The organism is Streptomyces thermocarboxydus (genome assembly GCF_024760485.1).
Taxonomy (GTDB): Bacteria; Actinomycetota; Actinomycetes; order Streptomycetales; family Streptomycetaceae; genus Streptomyces; species Streptomyces cellulosae.
This window is the reverse complement of sequence record NZ_CP058273.1, coordinates 6,352,680-6,369,487: the sequence shown is the minus strand read 5'-3', so window position 1 is coordinate 6,369,487 and position 16,808 is coordinate 6,352,680. Positions and strand designations below refer to the sequence as shown.

16 protein-coding genes, 1 tRNA gene and 2 pseudogenes are annotated in these 16,808 nt (G+C 72.8%); 5 read left to right on the top strand and 14 right to left on the bottom strand.

The genetic code is table 11. The features are described from left to right. Positions 1 to 4 precede the first annotated feature (4 nt). Positions 5 to 1,288, bottom strand: coding sequence for an ABC transporter substrate-binding protein (locus AY578_RS29045; RefSeq protein ID WP_199781973.1), 1,284 nt, complete (start codon positions 1,286 to 1,288; stop codon positions 5 to 7). A gap of 192 nt (positions 1,289 to 1,480) precedes the next feature. Between AY578_RS29045 and AY578_RS29040 the strand changes: the two genes are divergently transcribed. Further along, complete coding sequence (locus AY578_RS29040) at positions 1,481 to 2,086, top strand: dihydrofolate reductase family protein (RefSeq protein WP_136239472.1); 606 nt, start codon at positions 1,481 to 1,483, stop codon at positions 2,084 to 2,086. A gap of 59 nt (positions 2,087 to 2,145) precedes the next feature. Here AY578_RS29040 and AY578_RS29035 read toward each other — a convergent pair. Beyond that, positions 2,146 to 2,219 (bottom strand) — tRNA-Pro (locus tag AY578_RS29035). Between the two features lie 149 nt (positions 2,220 to 2,368). On the opposite strand from AY578_RS29035, the gene AY578_RS29030 reads away from it, so the two are divergent. Together AY578_RS29030 and AY578_RS29025 are read left to right on the top strand one after the other, a co-directional pair. Next, positions 2,369 to 3,076 carry a thiamine pyrophosphate-binding protein gene (locus tag AY578_RS29030; RefSeq protein ID WP_019522580.1) on the top strand — a complete coding sequence of 236 codons (708 nt, stop codon included), beginning with the start codon at positions 2,369 to 2,371 and terminating at the stop codon, positions 3,074 to 3,076. Positions 3,077 to 3,128: 52 nt separating this feature from the next. After that, complete coding sequence (locus AY578_RS29025; RefSeq protein WP_019522579.1) at positions 3,129 to 4,046, top strand: transketolase family protein; 918 nt, start codon at positions 3,129 to 3,131, stop codon at positions 4,044 to 4,046. A gap of 125 nt (positions 4,047 to 4,171) precedes the next feature. Here AY578_RS29025 and AY578_RS29020 read toward each other — a convergent pair whose 3' ends face one another. The 12 genes and pseudogenes from AY578_RS29020 to AY578_RS28965 all read right to left on the bottom strand — a co-directional run bounded on the left by AY578_RS29020 (position 4,172) and on the right by AY578_RS28965 (position 14,376). Continuing rightward, positions 4,172 to 4,531 carry an MmcQ/YjbR family DNA-binding protein gene (locus tag AY578_RS29020; RefSeq protein WP_161108864.1) on the bottom strand — a complete coding sequence of 120 codons (360 nt, stop codon included), beginning with the start codon at positions 4,529 to 4,531 and terminating at the stop codon, positions 4,172 to 4,174. 106 nt (positions 4,532 to 4,637) lie between these two features. Beyond that, entirely contained in the window at positions 4,638 to 5,171 is a 534-nt protein-coding gene (locus AY578_RS29015) for a GNAT family N-acetyltransferase (RefSeq protein WP_161108865.1), read from the bottom strand. After that, positions 5,168 to 5,746 carry a helix-turn-helix domain-containing protein gene (locus tag AY578_RS29010; protein WP_019522576.1) on the bottom strand — a complete coding sequence of 193 codons (579 nt, stop codon included), beginning with the start codon at positions 5,744 to 5,746 and terminating at the stop codon, positions 5,168 to 5,170. The genes AY578_RS29015 and AY578_RS29010 overlap by 4 nt, the downstream gene beginning before the upstream one ends. A gap of 43 nt (positions 5,747 to 5,789) precedes the next feature. Then, a complete protein-coding gene (locus AY578_RS29005; protein ID WP_019522574.1) occupies positions 5,790 to 6,695 on the bottom strand; it encodes a LysR family transcriptional regulator in 906 nt (301 codons plus the stop codon). Positions 6,696 to 6,731: 36 nt separating this feature from the next. After that, positions 6,732 to 7,931 carry a glycine C-acetyltransferase gene (locus AY578_RS29000; protein ID WP_258906122.1) on the bottom strand — a complete coding sequence of 400 codons (1,200 nt, stop codon included), beginning with the start codon at positions 7,929 to 7,931 and terminating at the stop codon, positions 6,732 to 6,734. A gap of 27 nt (positions 7,932 to 7,958) precedes the next feature. Beyond that, positions 7,959 to 8,990, bottom strand: a complete 1,032-nt coding sequence (gene tdh / locus AY578_RS28995; RefSeq protein ID WP_019522572.1) for an L-threonine 3-dehydrogenase — start codon at positions 8,988 to 8,990, stop codon at positions 7,959 to 7,961. 183 nt (positions 8,991 to 9,173) lie between these two features. Next, complete coding sequence (locus AY578_RS28990) at positions 9,174 to 9,749, bottom strand: GAF domain-containing protein (protein WP_028960931.1); 576 nt, start codon at positions 9,747 to 9,749, stop codon at positions 9,174 to 9,176. Positions 9,750 to 9,808: 59 nt separating this feature from the next. Next, positions 9,809 to 10,441 carry a GTP-binding protein gene (locus tag AY578_RS28985; RefSeq protein WP_019522570.1) on the bottom strand — a complete coding sequence of 211 codons (633 nt, stop codon included), beginning with the start codon at positions 10,439 to 10,441 and terminating at the stop codon, positions 9,809 to 9,811. Continuing rightward, entirely contained in the window at positions 10,419 to 10,790 is a 372-nt protein-coding gene (locus tag AY578_RS28980) for a DUF742 domain-containing protein (RefSeq protein ID WP_019522569.1), read from the bottom strand. Before AY578_RS28980 ends, AY578_RS28985 begins: the two co-directional genes overlap by 23 nt. Positions 10,791 to 10,792: 2 nt before the next feature. Beyond that, the gene (locus AY578_RS28975) at positions 10,793 to 11,227 is read right to left on the bottom strand and encodes a roadblock/LC7 domain-containing protein (RefSeq protein WP_019522568.1); all 435 of its coding nucleotides are present in this window, start codon (positions 11,225 to 11,227) and stop codon (positions 10,793 to 10,795) included. Between the two features lie 56 nt (positions 11,228 to 11,283). After that, positions 11,284 to 13,126: pseudogene (locus AY578_RS28970) on the bottom strand (sensor histidine kinase); the annotation flags it as partial. A 587-nt stretch (positions 13,127 to 13,713) separates the two neighbouring features. Next, positions 13,714 to 14,376: a GntR family transcriptional regulator gene (locus AY578_RS28965; RefSeq protein WP_028960933.1), complete on the bottom strand. Its 663-nt coding sequence runs from the start codon at positions 14,374 to 14,376 to the stop codon at positions 13,714 to 13,716. Positions 14,377 to 14,595: 219 nt separating this feature from the next. Between AY578_RS28965 and AY578_RS28960 the strand changes: the two genes are divergently transcribed. Further along, positions 14,596 to 15,783, top strand: coding sequence for a 4-oxalomesaconate tautomerase (locus AY578_RS28960; protein WP_258906119.1), 1,188 nt, complete (start codon positions 14,596 to 14,598; stop codon positions 15,781 to 15,783). Then, positions 15,780 to 16,804, top strand: a pseudogene (locus tag AY578_RS28955) (amidohydrolase family protein). Before AY578_RS28960 ends, AY578_RS28955 begins: the two are co-directional and overlap by 4 nt. Positions 16,805 to 16,808 lie beyond the last annotated feature (4 nt).

Sequence of the window (16,808 nt, the reverse complement as noted above, 5' to 3'; positions counted from 1 at the left end):
GTGCTCACGGGATCACACCCTCGGATCGCAGGGCCTTGTCGATCTGTTCCCTGATGGTGTCGACGTCGCTCTCCGGCTGGATGTCGGAGGGCGGGGACAGGGTGTGCGAGACGGCGATCGACACGTTCTGGTAGGCGGGGGTGAGCGGCCGTACGCTCGCCGACTCCAGGGAGGCCAGGACCTCCTTGGAGAAGGGGTACTCCTTCATGAAGTCCGGCTCGTCGTAGATGGCGCGCAGGGTGGGCGGGAGTCCGCCCTTGAGCGCCGCGTTGAGCTGGTTCTCCCGGTCGCGCAGGCACAGGGCCGCGTCGAAGGCCAGGTCGGGGTGGCGGGAGTAGGCGCTGACGGCCAGGTCGATGCCGCCGATGGTGGGCCGCGAGGGGCGGTCGGCGTCCACGCGGGGGTAGACCGCCCAGCGGAAGTTCTTGAAGAGCGCGGGGTTGTTGCTCTTCATCGACGGATAGACGAACGGGTAGTTGATCTCGAAGGCGGCGACTCCGGACTCCATGGCGAGCCGGTTCTGGTCCTCCATCTGGTTGGGCAGGGAGGGGTCGGCGGCCGGGGAGCGGGCGAGGTCCCGCATGATCGAGGCGGCCTTCACGGCGGGCGGCCCGAGGGAGGGCTCGGTGACGCCGGCGTTGAGGATGGAGCCGCCGGCGCTGTTGATCAGGGAGTTGAACCAGACGGTGAGGCCCTCGTACTGGGCGCCCTGGATCTCGACGAAGTGCGGTTTGCCCTGCCGGGCCAGGTCGCGGGACATGTCGAGCATCTCGGCCCAGGTCGTGGGCGCCTTGGGCACGAGGTCCTTGCGGTACCAGAGCAACTGGATGTTCGTGTTGTACGGGACGGCGTAGAGCTTGCCCTTCCAGGTCGCCGTCTGGACCGGCACGTCGAGGGTGCCCTCGGTGGCCCGGCGCTTGTTCTCGCCGGTCCACTCCTTGATCCAGCGGGCCTCTGCGAACTCGGCGGCCCAGGTGACGTCGAGGCCGAGGATGTCGAGGGAGTCGTCCTCGGCGGCGAGCCGGCGCACCATCTGCTGCCGCTGGCCGTCGGCCGCGCGGGGCAGCTTGTTGTAGACGATCCGGTAACGCCCCCCGGACTCCCGGCTGCACCGGTCGGCGGCCTCCTGGAGGGCGCCGGAGTCGTCGGGGAAGTTGTACCAGTTGAGGGTGGGCCGGGAGCTCTCGCCGTCACCGCCGCAGGCGGCGAGCGCCGAGGCGAGCACGGTCAGGGCGAGCAGCGCCCGCGCGCGCCGCGGCCTTCGGTGACGTCCGCATCTCGTGTGCAATCGCTCCACACCTCGCTTCCGGGACGGCGGCACGGGCGTCGGAACCCGCGACGGTGTCTCCCGCGGGAACGTTAGATAGTGATGAAAGGGACATCAAGGACATACGCGGACGATTATTTCGGGTGTGCGGGCCGATGAGTTCGCGGCTCCCGGCCGGTCCGTACTCGTGACACCTGAGGAAAGGGCAACGCCATGTCGGAGCTTCTCGTCGACTTCATCACCTCCCTGGACGGCTGTGCGTCGGGAGAGGGGTGGCCCGGGTTCTGGGGCCTGGAAGGCCCGGAGTACCTCGCCTGGCTCGGCGAGCAGCCCAAGGTCACCTATCTCATGGGAGCGAACACCTACCGTCTGATGTCGGGTTTCGCCGCGGGCGACGTCCCGGCCGGCCAGGACGAGTTCAGGGCCGAGGAGCAGGAGTCCGTGGACGAGCTCACGCAGGCGCCGAAGGTGGTGTTCTCCTCCTCCCTGGAGGAGCCGCTGAAGTGGGCGAACTGCACGCTCGTCCGGGACGACGCCGTGGAGACCGTCCGCGCCATGAAGGAGAGCGAGCCGGGGATCCTCAGCACGATCGGCAGCCTCAGCCTGTCCCGGTCCCTGCTGCGGGCCGGTCTCGTGGACCGCTTCCGGGTGGTGATGTTCCCGGTGATCACCGGGGCCACGGGCGCGGAACGCATCTACGACGGCTATCCGGACGTGGCTCTGGAGATGACCGGGAGCCGCACGTTCGACGGCCGGACCCAGCTGGTCGAGTACAAGCCGCGCGTGCTGGAGCACCCGCCGCTCGGCGCGCCCGCCTGACGGGGCCGACATGCGTCAGGGCCGGTGTCGGAGAGTTCCGACACCGGCCCCGCGTCACGTCGGGACGACAGGATTTGAACCTGCGACCCCTTGACCCCCAGTCAAGTGCGCTACCAAGCTGCGCCACGTCCCGATGCCCGTCTGACCTGGGGATTCCCCCGGCCGAACGCGCACGGAAACCATACCGCACTCACGGCGGTGATCGCGCATCCGTTTCCCCGCGCACGACACCTCCGGGTGACGCTTGACCTCAAGCTTGGTCGAGGTCGCACGATCGACGACATGACGATCAGCGAGCAGCGCACGCAGACGTACGGATACTCCGATCTCCCGGGCCTGATGGGGCTGATGACCGGGGACGAGAAGCACGGGCCCGCCGCGACGTCCACGCTGGACGTGCTGTGGGTCCTCTACGACCGGGTGCTCCGGGTCGGGCCCGACAGCGCCGACGCTCCCGGACGGGACCGGTTCCTGCTGTCGAAAGGGCACGGGCCGATGGCGTACTACGCCGTCCTCGCCGCCAAGGGGTTCCTGCCGGCGGACTGGCTGCCCGGCTTCGGCTCCTACGACTCCCCGCTCGGCCACCACCCGGACCGGACGCTGGTGCCGGGCGTCGAGATCGGCAGCGGGTCGCTGGGGCACGGGCTGCCGATCGCGGTGGGTACCGCGCTCGGGCTGCGCGCCCAGGGGCTGCACGACCCGGCGGTGTGGACGCTGATCGGGGACGCCGAGCTGGACGAGGGCAGCAACCACGAGGCGATCGCCTTCGCCGGCCCCGCGGGCCTGGACCGGCTGCACACGGTCGTCGTCGACAACTCCTCGGCGTCGTACGCCCGTCCGGGCGGGATCGCCGCACGGTTCGAGGCGGCCGGGTGGGCCGCCCGCACGGTCGACGGCCGTGACCACGACGCGCTGTACGCCGCGTTCACCGCCCCGCACCCGGGCAGGCCGCACGTGGTCGTGGCCCGGGTCGAGCCCAAGAACGCCTGAGCAGAAGACCGCCCTCCCTCTCACCTCGGTCACCTAAAGAAGGAAGATCCTCATGGACACGATGCGTGATCGTTTCGCCCCCGTCGTCACCCGGCTGCTGGACGAGGACCCCCGGGTCGCCGTGCTCCTGGCGGAGGTCGGCGCGGACCGTTTCACCGAGGCGCTGCGCCGGCATCCGGACCGGGTGGTCAACGTCGGCATCCGGGAGCAACTGCTGGTCGGCGCGGCGTCCGGGATGGCGCTGGCCGGGCTGCGGCCCGTGGTGCACACCTTCGCCAGCTTCCTCGTGGAGCGGCCGTTCGAGCAGGTCAAGCTGGATCTGGGACACCAGGACGTGGGCGCGGTGCTGGTGAGCGCCGCCGCCTCCTTCGACTGGCCCGCAGGCGGCTACACCCACATGGCGCCGGGCGACGTGGCGCTGCTCGACACCCTGGACGGGTGGACGGTGCATGTGCCGGGTCATCCGGACGAGGCGGAGACGCTGCTGCGGCACGCGGTGGCCGCCGGCGACGACAAGGTGTACGTGCGACTGTCCCTGCAGTCCAACGCGGCCGGGCGGCCGGTGGACGGGCCGCGGTTCCTCACGGTCCGCGAGGGACGGGCGGGGGTGGTGGTCGCGGTGGGGCCGATGCTGGACAACGTGCTGGCGGCGACCAAGGGCCTGGACGTCACCGTCCTGTACGCGACCACCGTCCGCCCCTTCGACGCGGACGCCCTGCGCCGGGCCACCGAGGCGGCGGGGACGGACGTCGTGGTGGTGGAGCCGTATCTGGCGGGGACGTCGACGGGGGCGGCGAACGACGCCCTGGCCGACGTGCCGCACCGGGTGCTGGGGCTGGGTGTGGGGCGGGCGGAGCTGCGCCGCTACGGGCAGTTCGACGAGCATCTCGCGGCGCACGGGCTGGACGCGGGGTCGCTGCGGGAGCGGATCAGCCGGTTCACCGCTGGTGGTGTGCCCGCCGGGGTCTGAGTCGCTCCGGTGAGCGTGGGGTGCGCGCGCCGCCGGGACCCCCCTCCGGACCCGGCGGTCACGCGTGATCGGGATCCTGCCACGGGGCACTGACAACGGGAGGGGGCCGTACGGCCCCTGTCCCGTCAGCCCTCCGGCGGCAACCCCAGTCCGGGGTGCGCCTCGAGCAGCCGGGTCGGGGCGGCCTGGCGCCAGGAGTCGGCGAGGATGTCCCGCAGTTCTCCCTCGTCCTCCAGCGCCGCGAGCCGGACCCGCACCCACGCGAACTGCGCCTCGTGGTCCGCGATCCAGAACTTATCCGGCTCGGCGAGGGCCAGTTCGTCCCGCTCCTCCTTGGGGCAGCGCACGGCGATCGACGTCTCGTCCTCCGGCAGCGTGGCGAACATCTTTCCCGCGACCCGGAACGTGGGCATGCTCCAGGCGATCTTCTCCGTCGTGTCCGGCAGGGACAGGGCGATCCGTCGTACGTCTTCGGCATCGGGCATGGCCGGCACAGTAGCCTCCGGCACCGACAATCGGACGTTCGGCGTCCTGCCCTCCCGTATTCGGGGGCTCCGCCCCCGGGCCCCCGTTCGCGCGGTTCCCGCGCCCCTAAGGGCGCGCTGCCGGCAGCCTCTTGTAGTAGATCGTCGTAGGGCGCAGTACCCCGGCCGGGTTCGCCGCGTAGTCGGGGATCGCGCCCACCTCCGTCCAGCCGGACGTGCGGTACAGGTGCTCGGCGGGGCTGCCCGTCTCGGTGTCCAGGTGCAGCAGGGTGATGCCGTCCGCGGCGGCCGCCTCCTCCGCGACCGCCAGCAGCCGGCGGCCGAGGCCCTTGCCGCGGGCCGTGCGGTGCACCATCAGCTTCACCAGCTCGGCGCGATGCGCGCTGTTCGGCTTGTCGGCGGGCAGGGCGAGACTCACGGTGCCCAGCACCGACCCGGGTTCCTCGGACGCCGTCCACACCGTGAGGCGTCCGGCGGCGACGGCCGCGCACCGCTGCGTCCACCAGGCGACGGCGTCCGCGCGGTCGAGCGGGGCGACGAAGCCGACGGACGCGCCGCCGTCCACGGTGTCGGTGAGCAGGTCGGCGAGCGCGCCGGTCAGCTCCAGGAGCCGGGCGGCGCTGGGGCGTTCGACGTTCACGGGCGCACCACCGCCAGCACGTAGCGGACGCCGTCGGGGCCGGGGCAGCGGAAGCGGGTGGGGCCCCAGACGCGCAGCCTGAGGCAGTCGCCCTCGCCCACGAGGTGCTCGGTGTCGCCGACGGTGACGGCGAGGGCGCCTTCGAGGACCCAGATGTGCTGCTCCAGGCCGGGGACGGGCGGCCGGTCGTACGGGATGTCCGCGCCGGCGGTGAGGCGGCCCTCGACGAGTTCGCCGCGCAGTCCGGCGTGCGGCGGGGACACGGAGCGGCGGACGAAGCCGGAGGCCTTGTCCTGCCACACCGGCTGGTCGGCGGCGCGCACCACCGGCGCCGGCTCCGCCTCGATCTCGCTGAGCAGCTGGGACATGGTGCGGCCGTAGACGGCGCAGAGACGGTTCAGCAGGGAGGCGGTGGGGCTGGTCTCGGCCCGCTCGGCGCGGGACAGCGTGGACCGGCTGACGCCGCTGCGCTCCGCCAACTCCCCCAGGGACCAGCCGTGTTCGGCCCTCAGTTCGGACAGACGCGCACCTAGGCGCACGTCGACGGGATCGGGGGCGGCCTCCTGCTGTTTCATATCCGGGAGGATATCCCGGATATGGTCGGCCAGGAAGAGGCTCTCAGGCGTCCTCGGCCGCCGCGCGGAGCGCGTCCAGGACCGGGCGGATCAGCGGGTGCCCCTCCGCGCCCCGCCGTACGGCGGCGAACACCCGGCGCGTCGGCGCCACTCCGTCGACCGGGCGCACCACCACGCCCGTGAGGTCCGTCCCGCGCAGCGCCGACCGGGGCACCAGGGCCACCCCGACATCGGCGGAGGCGAGGGCGACGACCGCGCGGAAATCGTCCGAGGAGTGTTCGAGACGCGGCTGGAAACCGGCGTTCTCGCAGGCCAGCACGACCACGTCATGGCAGGGGTTGCCGGGGTACGGGCCGATCCAGGGGTCCTTGGCCAGCTCCGCGAGCGGCACCTCGGGCCCGTCGGCCAGGCGGTGCGTGACGGGGACGACCGCGTCGAACGGCTCGGCGTAGAGGGGGACGTGGGTGAGGCGCGGGTCGTCGGCGGCCGGGGCCCCGCGGTACTCGACGGCCACGGCGACGTCGACCTGCCGGTCCAGGACCATCGGGAGGCTCGCGTCGCCCTCGGCGTCCTGCACACGGATGCGGATGCCGGGCGCCGAGGCGGCGAGCCGGGCCACGGCCGGGGCCACGACCTGCGCGATGCCGGTGGCGAAGGCGGCCACCGTGACGGTGCCGGCCTCCCCCGCCCCGTACGCGGCCAGCTCGGCCTCGGCCCGCTCCAGCTGGGCGAGCACCGCGTGGGTGTGGCTGAGCAGGATCTCCCCGGCCGGGGTGAGCCGTACGCCCTTGGCGCCGCGCTCGACCAGACGGTGGCCGGTCTCCTGCTCCAGCGCGGTGAGCTGCTGGGAGACGGCCGAGGGGGTGAGGTACAGCGCGGCGGCCGCCGCGGTGACCGTGCGATGGTCCGCCACCGCACGGAGGATGTGGAGCCGCCGCGCTTCGATCATGGGATCGATTGTCTCAAATGCAGCGGTGCGCGACGGTCAGGCGTCGAGCTCCGCCCGGGCCGCGACGAACGCGTCGACGGCGCGGTTCACGTCGTCCGTGGAGTGCGCCGCCGAGAGCTGCACGCGGATACGGGCCTGGCCCTGCGGCACGACCGGGTAGGAGAACCCGATCACGTAGACGCCGCGCTCCAGCAGCAGCTCCGCCATGCGGCCCGCGCGGGCCGCGTCGCCGATCATCACGGGGGCGATGGCGTGGTCGCCGGGGAGGATGTCGAAGCCTTCCTCGGTCATCCGGCGGCGGAACAGGGCGGTGTTCTCGGCCAGGCGGACGCGCAGGTCGTCGGCGGACTCCAGCAGGTCGAGGACCTTCAGGGAGGCGGCGGCGATGACCGGGGCGAGCGTGTTCGAGAACAGGTACGGGCGGGAGCGCTGGCGCAGCAGGGCGACGATCTCGGCGCGGGCGGCGACATAGCCGCCGGAGGCGCCGCCGAGGGCCTTGCCGAGCGTGCCGGTGATGATGTCGACGCGGTCCATCACCCCGTGCAGTTCGGGGGTGCCGCGGCCGCCGGGGCCGACGAAGCCGACGGCGTGCGAGTCGTCGACCATGACCATGGCGCCGTGCAGGTCGGCGAGGTCGCAGATCTCGTCCAGCGGGGCGACGTAGCCGTCCATGGAGAAGACGCCGTCGGTGACGATCAGCTTCCGGCGGGCGCCGCCCTCGGCGGCCTCCTTCAGCTGGCGCTCCAGGTCGGCCATGTCGCGGTTGGCGTAGCGGAAGCGGCGGGCTTTGGACAGCCGGATGCCGTCGATGATCGACGCGTGGTTCAGCGCGTCGGAGATGACCGCGTCCTCCGGGCCGAGCAGGGTCTCGAAGACGCCGCCGTTGGCGTCGAAGCAGGAGGAGTAGAGGATCGTGTCCTCCTGGCCGAGGAACGCCGACAGACGTGCCTCCAGCTCCTTGTGCACCTCCTGGGTGCCGCAGATGAAGCGGACGGACGCCATGCCGTAGCCCCAGCGGTCCAGGGCCTCGTGGGCGGCGGCGATCACCTCGGGGTGGTCGGCGAGGCCCAGGTAGTTGTTGGCGCAGAAGTTGAGGACCTCGCCGGGGCGGCCGCCGGCGGTGACGTTCACGGTCGCGGACTGGGGGGTGCCGATGACGCGCTCGGGCTTGTGCAGGCCGGCGGCGCGGATCTCGTCGAGGGTGGCGCGCAGGTCGTCGCGCACGGAGTCGAACATCTCAAAGCTCCTTGGAGGGCAGATGACTTACGCGGTCCAGTCGAGGATGACCTTGCCGCCCTTGCCGCCGGCGGCGTCCTCGAAGGCGGCCTCGAAGTCGCGGTAGGAGTAGCGGCCGGTGATCACGGGGGCGAGGTCCAGTCCGCCCTCGAGGAGCACCGACATGGCGTACCAGGTCTCGAACATCTCACGGCCGTAGATCCCCTTGACGGTGATCATCGAGGTGACGATCCGGGCCCAGTCGACGGGGAACTCCTCGGCGGGCAGGCCGAGCATCGCGATGCGGCCGCCGTGCGTCATGTTGGCGATCATGTCGCGCATCGCCTCGGGACGGCCGGACATCTCCAGGCCGATGTCGAAGCCCTCACGCAGACCGAGGGTGTGCTGCCCGTCGGCAATGGTCGACTCGGCGACGTTCAGCGCCAGGGTCGCGCCGATCTTGCGGGCGAGCTCCAGGCGCTCCTCGCTGACGTCGGTGATGACGACGTTGCGCGCGCCGGCGTGCCGGGCCACGGCGGCGGCCATCAGGCCGATCGGCCCGGCGCCGGTGATCAGGACGTCCTCGCCGACCAGCGGGAAGGACAGCGCGGTGTGCACGGCGTTGCCGAACGGGTCGAAGATCGCGGCGACGTCGAGGTCGACGGGGACGCGGTGCACCCACACGTTGGTGGCGGGGAGCACGACGTACTCGGCGAAGGCGCCGTCGCGTCCCACGCCGAGGCCGACCGTGGCGCGGCACAGATGGCGGCGGCCGGCCAGGCAGTTGCGGCACTTGCCGCACACCAGATGGCCCTCGCCGCTGACCCGGTCACCGGGCTTGATGTCGTCGGGGACGTCCCGGCCGGTCTCCACGACCTCGCCGACGAACTCGTGCCCGAGCACCAGTGGGGTGTCGATCGTCTGCTGGGCCCAGCCGTCCCAGTTCCGGATGTGCAGGTCGGTGCCGCAGATACCGGTGCGCAGCACCTTGATCAGCACGTCGCCGGGTCCGACGGCGGGCTCCGGGACGTCCATGAGCCACAGCCCGGGCTCCGCCTTCTCCTTGACCAGCGCCTTCAACGCTACGGCTCCTGAGGGTGAGTCCCGGGTGCGGGCATGCCGAGGCGGCCCGGTCCGGGAAGAGGAGTGGAATCGACTGCAATCTGCCGTACAACACCCTCACCGGTCCATCGAGGATTTCTTAAGCGCGGCCACAGCTTTGCTTCACGCGTCACCCGTCCGGGCGCGGCGGCGCGCCACGCGTCACAGCGGCAGCCCGTCCTGCTCCCGGCGTTCCAGCCGCGCGGCGAGTTCCGCGGCCTGCGCCTTGATGGCGGCGAGGCCGGGCTGCCCCCAGCCGCGGGGCCGTACGTCGCTGACGGCGACGGTGCCGAGCACCATGCCGGTGCCGTCGGTGAGCGGGGCGCCCATGTAGGAGCGGATGCCGAACTCGTCCACCACCGCGTTGCCCGCGAACCGCGGGTAGTCGGTCACGTCCTCCAGCACCAGCGCCTTGCCGCGGGCGATGACGTGCGGGCAGAAGCCGTGGTCGCGGGGCAGCGCCCGGCCGAGCAGGGCGCCGGTGCCGTCGCTGCGGAGGACGGGGGCGACGCCCGGGGTGTGCAGACCCGCGAAGAACTGCCCGTGCTCGCCGGGGAGGTTGACCACGGCGTACGGCGCCCCGGTGAGCTCGGCGAGGCCGCGGGCGAAGGCGTCCAGCTCGGGGTCGGGGTGCTCCCCGAGTCCGAGCCGGCGCAGCCTGCGGGTGCGCTCCGGCGCCTGCCGGTCCTCCGGGGTGAGCAGCAGCCGACCGGCCGGGCGGGGCGGGTCGTAGCTCATGGGCGGGCTCCCGGGGCGTGGGCGAAGTTCATGGACAGGCTCCGTGGGGTGTGCGGGGATCACATGGGTGCGCCGTATCCCGTGGGTGTGGCGGGGGCGTACGTGATGAGGTGGCGGACGAGGGTGAGCAGGGTCTGCACGCCGGAGCTGGAGATCCGGGCGTCGCAGCGGACGACGGGCACCTCCTCGGGGAGGTCGAGGGCGGCGCGCACCTCCTCGGGGGCGTAGCGGTAGGCGCCGTCGAACTCGTTGACGGCGACGATGAACCCGAGGCCGCGCTGCTCGAAGAAGTCGACTGCGGCGAAGCACTCCTCCAGGCGCCGGGTGTCGGCGAGGATGACCGCGCCGAGCGCGCCCTCGCACAGTTCGTCCCACATGAACCAGAAGCGTTCCTGGCCGGGCGTGCCGAACAGGTAGAGCACGTGTTCGCGGTCGAGGGTGATGCGGCCGAAGTCCATGGCCACGGTGGTCTCGACCTTGTTCTCGATCCCGTCGAGTTTGTCGGTGGCGGCGCTGACGGTGGTCAGCAGTTCCTCCGTGCTGAGCGGCGCGATCTCGCTGACGGCGCCGACGAAGGTGGTCTTGCCGACCCCGAACCCGCCCGCCACCAGGATCTTGAGGGCGGTCGGGAACAGGTCGTCGCCGCCGTGCCCGGCGCCGTCGACCCGGTCAGAGCTGTCGTCGTAGTCCATCGAGCACTGCCTCCAGAAGGGCCCGGTCCGTGGGGTTGTGGTGGAACGCGGGGGGTTTGTCGGTCAGCGCCCCGCAGTCGACGAGGTCCGCCAGCAGCACCTTGGTGACGGCCACCGGCAGCCCGAGATGGGCGGCGACCTCGGCGACGGGGACGGGGGCGCGGCACAGGTCGAGGGCCTGGGCGTGCTCGGGGCCGAGATAGCCGAGCGGGGTGGCGCCGGTGGCCCGCACCTGCGACATCAGGTCGAGGGCGACGGTCGGCCGGGTCCGTCCGTTGCTGACCGTGAAGGGGCGCACCAGCCGGCCGGCCGCGTCGTCGAGCCACGGCCCGTCACCGGCCGCCTTCACGCTCAAGGCCTCATCGCCGGGGGCTCGACGCCCTGCTGCCGGGGAGCGGTCATCAGGTACGGCCGTACGGACTTGACCAGCATCGCCATCTCGTAGCCGAGCACGGCCGCGTCGGCCTCCCGGCCGGCCATCACGGCGAGGCAGGTGCCGGACCCGGCGGTGGTGACGAACAGCAGCGTCGAGTCGAGCTCGACGACGACCTGCCGGACGTCGCCGCCGTCGCCGAAGCGCACGCCGGCGCTGCGGCCGAGGGAGTACAGGCCGGAGGCGAGGGCGGCCATGTGGTCGGCGGCGTCCGGGTCGAGGCCGTGGACGGACTTCACCAGTCCGTCGCAGGACAGCAGAACGGCGCTCCGGGTGTGCGGTACGCGTTGCACGAGGCCGCTCATCAGCCAGTCGAGGTCGGATACCTGGGCGGTCGGCGCATCGCTCGCCATGGTGGATCGACTCCTTGAGATACGAAGGTCTGCGGGAGCGCTGGTGGTGGGGGTGGTCATCCGGCGGACGCGCTCCCGTCGTGCCGGGCGGTGTGGTCGGAGTGGTCGGTACGGGGTGCGGGCACGGCAGGCCGCGCGGACGCGGGGGACTCCGGCTGGGACTCCGCGAGGCTGATGCCCCGTTGGAAGGCGGCCATCAGCTGGGGGTCGTGTCCTTCGACGTGCTCGCTGTCCTGGCGGGGCGCGGGCCCGTCGCGCAGCTGCGGCGCGATGTGCTCCTGGGCGCGGCGGCGGGGCAGTTGGGGCTTGCCCATGGTGCCGCGCACGGGGGTGCTGCGGGGGACGAGCGGGGCTTCGCCGATGACCGTGGTGCCGTCCTGCGCGTCGGGCCCGGTCCGGGGCTGCGCTGTGTGGTGGACGCCGGGGACGGCCTCGGCGGGGGTGCGGCGGGCGGTACGGGCGCCGCGCGAGGGCAGCGGCGGGGGTACGGGTACGGCGCCGTCGCCGGGGGGCGCGGACGGGGTCCGGCCGGGGTGGGCGACGGGGGTGAGGGGGGTGGCGGGGGTGTTTCCGGCGGCCGGGGTCTCCCTTGCGTGGGCCGGCGCGTCCGCGCGGGTGTCCACGGTGCCGGGGAGCGCGGGGGTCCGACGCCCCGTCGGTCCCGTGCCCCCGTCCACCGGAGGGAGGCTCGCGGTCGTCCCCTGCGCCCCGTTCACGGCGGCCGGTTCCCCGCCGAGCAGGGACTGCGGCACCACCAGCACGGCCTGCACCCCGCCGTAGATGTTGGTCTGCAGCCGGACGTGGATGCCGTGGCGGCGGGCGAGCTGGGAGACCACGAACAGGCCGATCCGGCCGTCGGCCAGCAGGCTGGCGACGTGCACCTGGTCGGGGTCGGCGAGCAGCGCGTTCATCCGGTCCTGCTCGCCGACGGGCATTCCGAGGCCGCGGTCCTCGACCTCGACGGCCAGCCCGGACGTGACCAGGTTCGCCCGCAGCAGCACCTGGGTGTGCGGGGCGGAGAACACCGTGGCGTTCTCGACGAGTTCGGCGAGCAGGTGGATGACGTCGGCGACCGCGTGTCCGCGCAGGGTGCCGTCGACCGGCGGCACCAGTTTGACCCGCGAGTACTGCTCGACCTCGGCGATCGCCGAGCGCAGCACCTCGGTCATGGGCACCGGATTGCTCCACTGCCGGCGGGAGACGGCCCCGCCGAGCACGGCGAGGTTCTCCGCGTGGCGGCGGATGCGGGTGGCGAGGTGGTCGACGTGGAAGAGCCCCTTGAGCAGGTCGGGGTCCTCCATCTCGTTCTCCAGCTCGTCGAGGATGGAGATCTCGCGGTGGACGAGGGACTGCAGCCGCCGGGCGAGGTTGACGAACACCTCGAGCTTCTGTTCGCTGCCCGCCTGGCTGGAGAGCTGCGCCGCCTGCACCACGGCGGTGACCGCGCCGTCGTGGGCGCGGGCGAGGTCGGCGGCGAGCTGATCGAACTCGTCGCCGCCGTCGCCGCGTTCGATGCGGTCGGTGCGGTCGGTGCGCCGGGCGCGCGGGGGCGGCTGCTCGCCGTTGCGCAGCGCCTCCACGAGGGCGCGGAGGTCGGCCTCGCGCCGTGCCGTGCGCGGCGCAGGGCGCCCACGCGGTCGTGCACGGAGCGGGCCGCGCGCTCGGCTGCCACGGCGGCGATGACGATGGCCGGCGAGGGCCACGGCGGTGGCGCCGCCGAGGACCAGCCACAGCGCGCCGGTGGGCCTCATCCCGCTGGAGCGGACGGTGAACAGAACGGCGGCGCAGGCGCTCAGGCCACCGCCACGGGCGGCAGCACGGCGAGCCGGAGCAGCTGTGACCGCATGTGCGACTCGGGCAGGCCGGGCGCGGCCGGGCGGGCGGACGTCCGTGCCGTCCGCTCGGGCCGGGGGGCGGTGCCGTTGCCTCGGCGTGCGCCCGGGCCGGGAGCCGGGGGCTTCGGGGCGGCGCCGCTGTGGGGCGTGCGGGCCACGACCGTGGCGCCGACCGTCCCCGGGTGTCGGGGCTCCTCGCCCCGTCGGCTCCCTCGTCCGCCTTGTGGCTGCACGTACCGGTCCCCGCTCCCTGATCCCGATCCCTACGACGCGGCCCTCGGTGCGAGGCGTCCTGCGACATGAGCCGTCGCGAGCCGTCACGCCGGGCGACCGACACTCACCGTAGTCGTCACCGCATCATGTGCGGTGGGCAGTTGACAAACTCGTGCGGACAGCATCGCGCTCTGGTATGAGGCGTCGTACGACAGACCGATAACCGTTCGGCCGGATGCGACAAGAGTGATCGCCGACCGATCAACGCTGTTCAGAAGCGGTCGCGGGAGCGTTCGGGGCGCGGGAGTGCGGGAGGGGGCGTGGGTGGAGCCAAGCGCGCCTCCACGGGCACCCTTGGCTCCGGAAGGGCCGCAAGGGCACCTTCAGCCCTCCGGCCAGAACATCACGCTGAGTAGCGAAACCCGGATGTGGAACCCTTCACATGCGAGGCGCCGCGGCCGACGCCCGCAGCTGTTCGATCACGTCGTCCAGGTGCGCCGCCACCGCGCATGCCGCCGCCTCGGGGTCGGCGCCGGCGACCGCGTCGATGATCGCGAGGTGCTGCGGCAGGGACTGTGCGGGACGCCCGGGGCGCAGGGCGAGGCGGAACTGGAAGCGGACCATCGGGCCGTTCAGGCGGTCGAGCTGACGACGCGCCACCTCCTGCCCGCTGGCCTCGATGACGAGCTCGTGCAGCCGCTGGTTGAGGGCGGAGTACGCGTCCCAGGCGCCGTCGGCGACGGCCTGCCGCATGTCGGCGCCGATCCGCCGCAGTTCCGCTCGCTGCTCGTCGCTCGCCCGGCCGGCCGCCTTCCGCGCGCACAGCTGCTCCAGTGCCGACCTGCACTCGGTGATCTGCACGGCCTCCTCGACGGACACCGCGCGGATCCGGGCGCCACGGCGGGGGACGATCTCGACGATGTCCTCGGCCGCGAGGTCCTGCAGCGCCTCCCGGACGGCGCCGCGCGTGGCGCCGTACACCTCCGCGAGGTCGAGCTCCACGAGCCGCTGCCCGGGCACCAGGTCCCCGGAGCGCAGAGCCTGCCTGATGGCGTTCGCCACATACTCGCGGCCGGCAGCACCCGTAAGCTTGTCCGTCACTCCGTCGACCTCTCCCTCGTTCTTCGCCCGTCCTCGGCGGCCCTCGCTGGGAGAACCCTAGTGCGCGGTACGGAGGCGTCCGCACCCGGGATCCCATCTAGTGAGCAATTTTGTCGAAACATCTTGTCAACAATCTCGTTGATGATTTAGCTTCCTCGCATCTTCACATCGCCCGGCGCCACACCGCCCACCGCGATTCCGTCCACCGAAGGAGCGACCATGTCCGCCGTCGCAGCCGTCCGGGGCCCCGAGGTCGCCCGTCACGGCTCCCAGACCGCGATCCCCTGCCTGTTCATGCGGGGCGGCACGTCGCGCGGACCCTTCTTCGACGCGCGACTGCTGCCCGCCGACCCGGACCTGCGGGACGCGGTGCTGCTGGCGGCGATGGGCTCGCCCGACCCGCGGCAGATCGACGGCGTCGGCGGCGCGCACCCGCTGACCAGCAAGATCGGCCTGGTGCGCCCGGGCACGGAGCCCGGTGTCGACGTGGAGTGGACCTTCGCCCAGGTGCAGCCCGACGGGGACTCCGTCGACACGTCGGCCAACTGCGGCAACATGCTCGCCGCCGTGCTGCCCTTCGCCGTCGAGACCGGCATGGTCGTACCGTCCGGCGACCGTACGACGGCCCGGGTGCTGACCCGGAACACCGGCATGGTCGCCGAGATCACCGTCGCCACCCCCGCCGGCGCCGACGGGACGCGGTACGTCTCCTACGAGGGCGACGCCCGCATCGACGGCGTCCCCGGCACCGCCGCGCCGGTCGAGATCGGCTTCCTGGACACCGCCGGTTCCGTCGCCGGGGCCCTGCTGCCCACCGGGCGCGCCCGGGACACCGTGGAGGTGCCGGGCCTGGGCGCCGTGGACGTGACGCTGATCGACAACGGCCAGCCGCTGGTGATCGTCGAGGCCGCCCGCCTGGGCGCCACCGGCTACGAGTCCCCCGCGGACATCGACGCCGACGAGGAGCTCAAGGCCCGCGTGGAGGCGCTGCGCCTGGTGTGCGGGGAGGCGATGGGCCTGGGCGACGTCAGCGGCCGCAACTACCCGAAGATGACGCTGGTCGCGCCGCCCCGCCGCGGCGGCACCCTCTCCACCCGCAGCCTCATCCCCCGGGTCTGCCACCAGTCCATCGGCGTGCTGGCCGCCGTCACCGCCGCCACCGCCTGCGTCATCGAGGGCACCGTCGCCCGGGACGTGGCGGCCGGGGTGTCCGGCACGGAGCCCACCGTCTCCGTCGAGCACCCGTCCGGCGAGTTCAGCGTCACCCTCGGCTTCGACCCCGCCGACCCGCAGCGGGTGACCCGCTCCGCGCTGCTGCGCACCGCCCGCCTGCTGATGGCCGGCGATCTGCTCGTCCCCCGTTCCGTCTGGGACCCCACTCCCACCCGTCAGGAGAAGCACGCGTGATCATCGACATCCACGGTCACTACACCACGGCCCCCGCCCCCCTCGGGCAGTGGCGGGACGCGCAGGTGGCCGCGCTCACCGACCCCCTGCGGGCGCCCGACCCGGCGGGCCCCGTCATCGGCGACGACGAGATCCGCGAGTCGATCGAGACGAACCAGCTGCGGCTGATGGACGAGCGCGGCATCGACGTCACCGTCTTCTCCCCCCGCGCCTCGTTCATGGCGCACCACATCGGCGACTTCGCCACCTCAGCCGCCTGGGCGCGGATCTGCAACGACCTGTGCCACCGGGTGTCCGAGCTGTACCCGGACCGCTTCGTGCCCGGCGCGATGCTGCCGCAGTCCCCCGGTGTGGACCCGGCGACCGTGGTCCCGGAGATCGAGCGGGCGGTGCTGGAGCTGGGCGCGGTCACCGTCAACCTCAACCCGGACCCGAGCGGCGGCCACTGGACCGCTCCCCCGCTGACCGACCGGTCCTGGTACCCGGTGTGGGAGAAGCTCGTCGAGCTGGACGTGCCGGCCATGGTGCACGTCTCCACCAGCTGCAACCCGGCCTTCCACACCACCGGCGCGCACTACCTCAACGCCGACACCACCGCGTTCATGCAGCTGCTCACCGGTGACCTGTTCGCCGACTTCCCCGGTCTGCGGCTGGTGATCCCGCACGGCGGCGGCGCGGTGCCGTACCACTGGGGCCGCTTCCGGGGGCTGGCGCAGGCGCTCGGCCGGCCCGAGCCGGAGGAGTCGCTGCTGCGCAACGTCTTCTTCGACACGTGTGTCTACCACCAGCCCGGCATCGACCTGCTGCTGGAAGTGATGCCCGTGGAGAACGTCCTCTTCGCCTCGGAGATGGTCGGCGCGGTGCGCGGGGTCGACCCCCGGACCGGCCACCACTTCGACGACACCCGCCGCTACGTCGAGAAGGCGGGCCTCACCCCCGAGGACCTGGCGGCCGTCGAGGAGGGCAACGCCCGGCGGGTCTACCCCGCCTCGACGCCCGGCTGACCGCCCAGGGCCGCTGACCAC

Excerpts from the sequence above, each read along its gene's own strand:
- AY578_RS29040 (WP_136239472.1), top strand. The coding sequence starts at position 1,481 with ATGTCGGAGCTTCTCGTCGACTTCATCACCTCCCTGGACGGCTGTGCG.
- AY578_RS29030 (WP_019522580.1), top strand. The coding sequence starts at position 2,369 with ATGACGATCAGCGAGCAGCGCACGCAGACGTACGGATACTCCGATCTC.
- AY578_RS29025 (WP_019522579.1), top strand. The coding sequence starts at position 3,129 with ATGGACACGATGCGTGATCGTTTCGCCCCCGTCGTCACCCGGCTGCTG.
- AY578_RS29020 (WP_161108864.1), bottom strand. The coding sequence starts at position 4,531 with ATGCCCGATGCCGAAGACGTACGACGGATCGCCCTGTCCCTGCCGGAC.
- AY578_RS29010 (WP_019522576.1), bottom strand. The coding sequence starts at position 5,746 with ATGAAACAGCAGGAGGCCGCCCCCGATCCCGTCGACGTGCGCCTAGGT.
- AY578_RS29005 (WP_019522574.1), bottom strand. The coding sequence starts at position 6,695 with ATGATCGAAGCGCGGCGGCTCCACATCCTCCGTGCGGTGGCGGACCAT.
- AY578_RS29000 (WP_258906122.1), bottom strand. The coding sequence starts at position 7,931 with ATGTTCGACTCCGTGCGCGACGACCTGCGCGCCACCCTCGACGAGATC.
- AY578_RS28990 (WP_028960931.1), bottom strand. The coding sequence starts at position 9,749 with ATGAGCTACGACCCGCCCCGCCCGGCCGGTCGGCTGCTGCTCACCCCG.
- AY578_RS28985 (WP_019522570.1), bottom strand. The coding sequence starts at position 10,441 with ATGGACTACGACGACAGCTCTGACCGGGTCGACGGCGCCGGGCACGGC.
- AY578_RS28975 (WP_019522568.1), bottom strand. The coding sequence starts at position 11,227 with ATGGCGAGCGATGCGCCGACCGCCCAGGTATCCGACCTCGACTGGCTG.
- AY578_RS28960 (WP_258906119.1), top strand. The coding sequence starts at position 14,596 with ATGTCCGCCGTCGCAGCCGTCCGGGGCCCCGAGGTCGCCCGTCACGGC.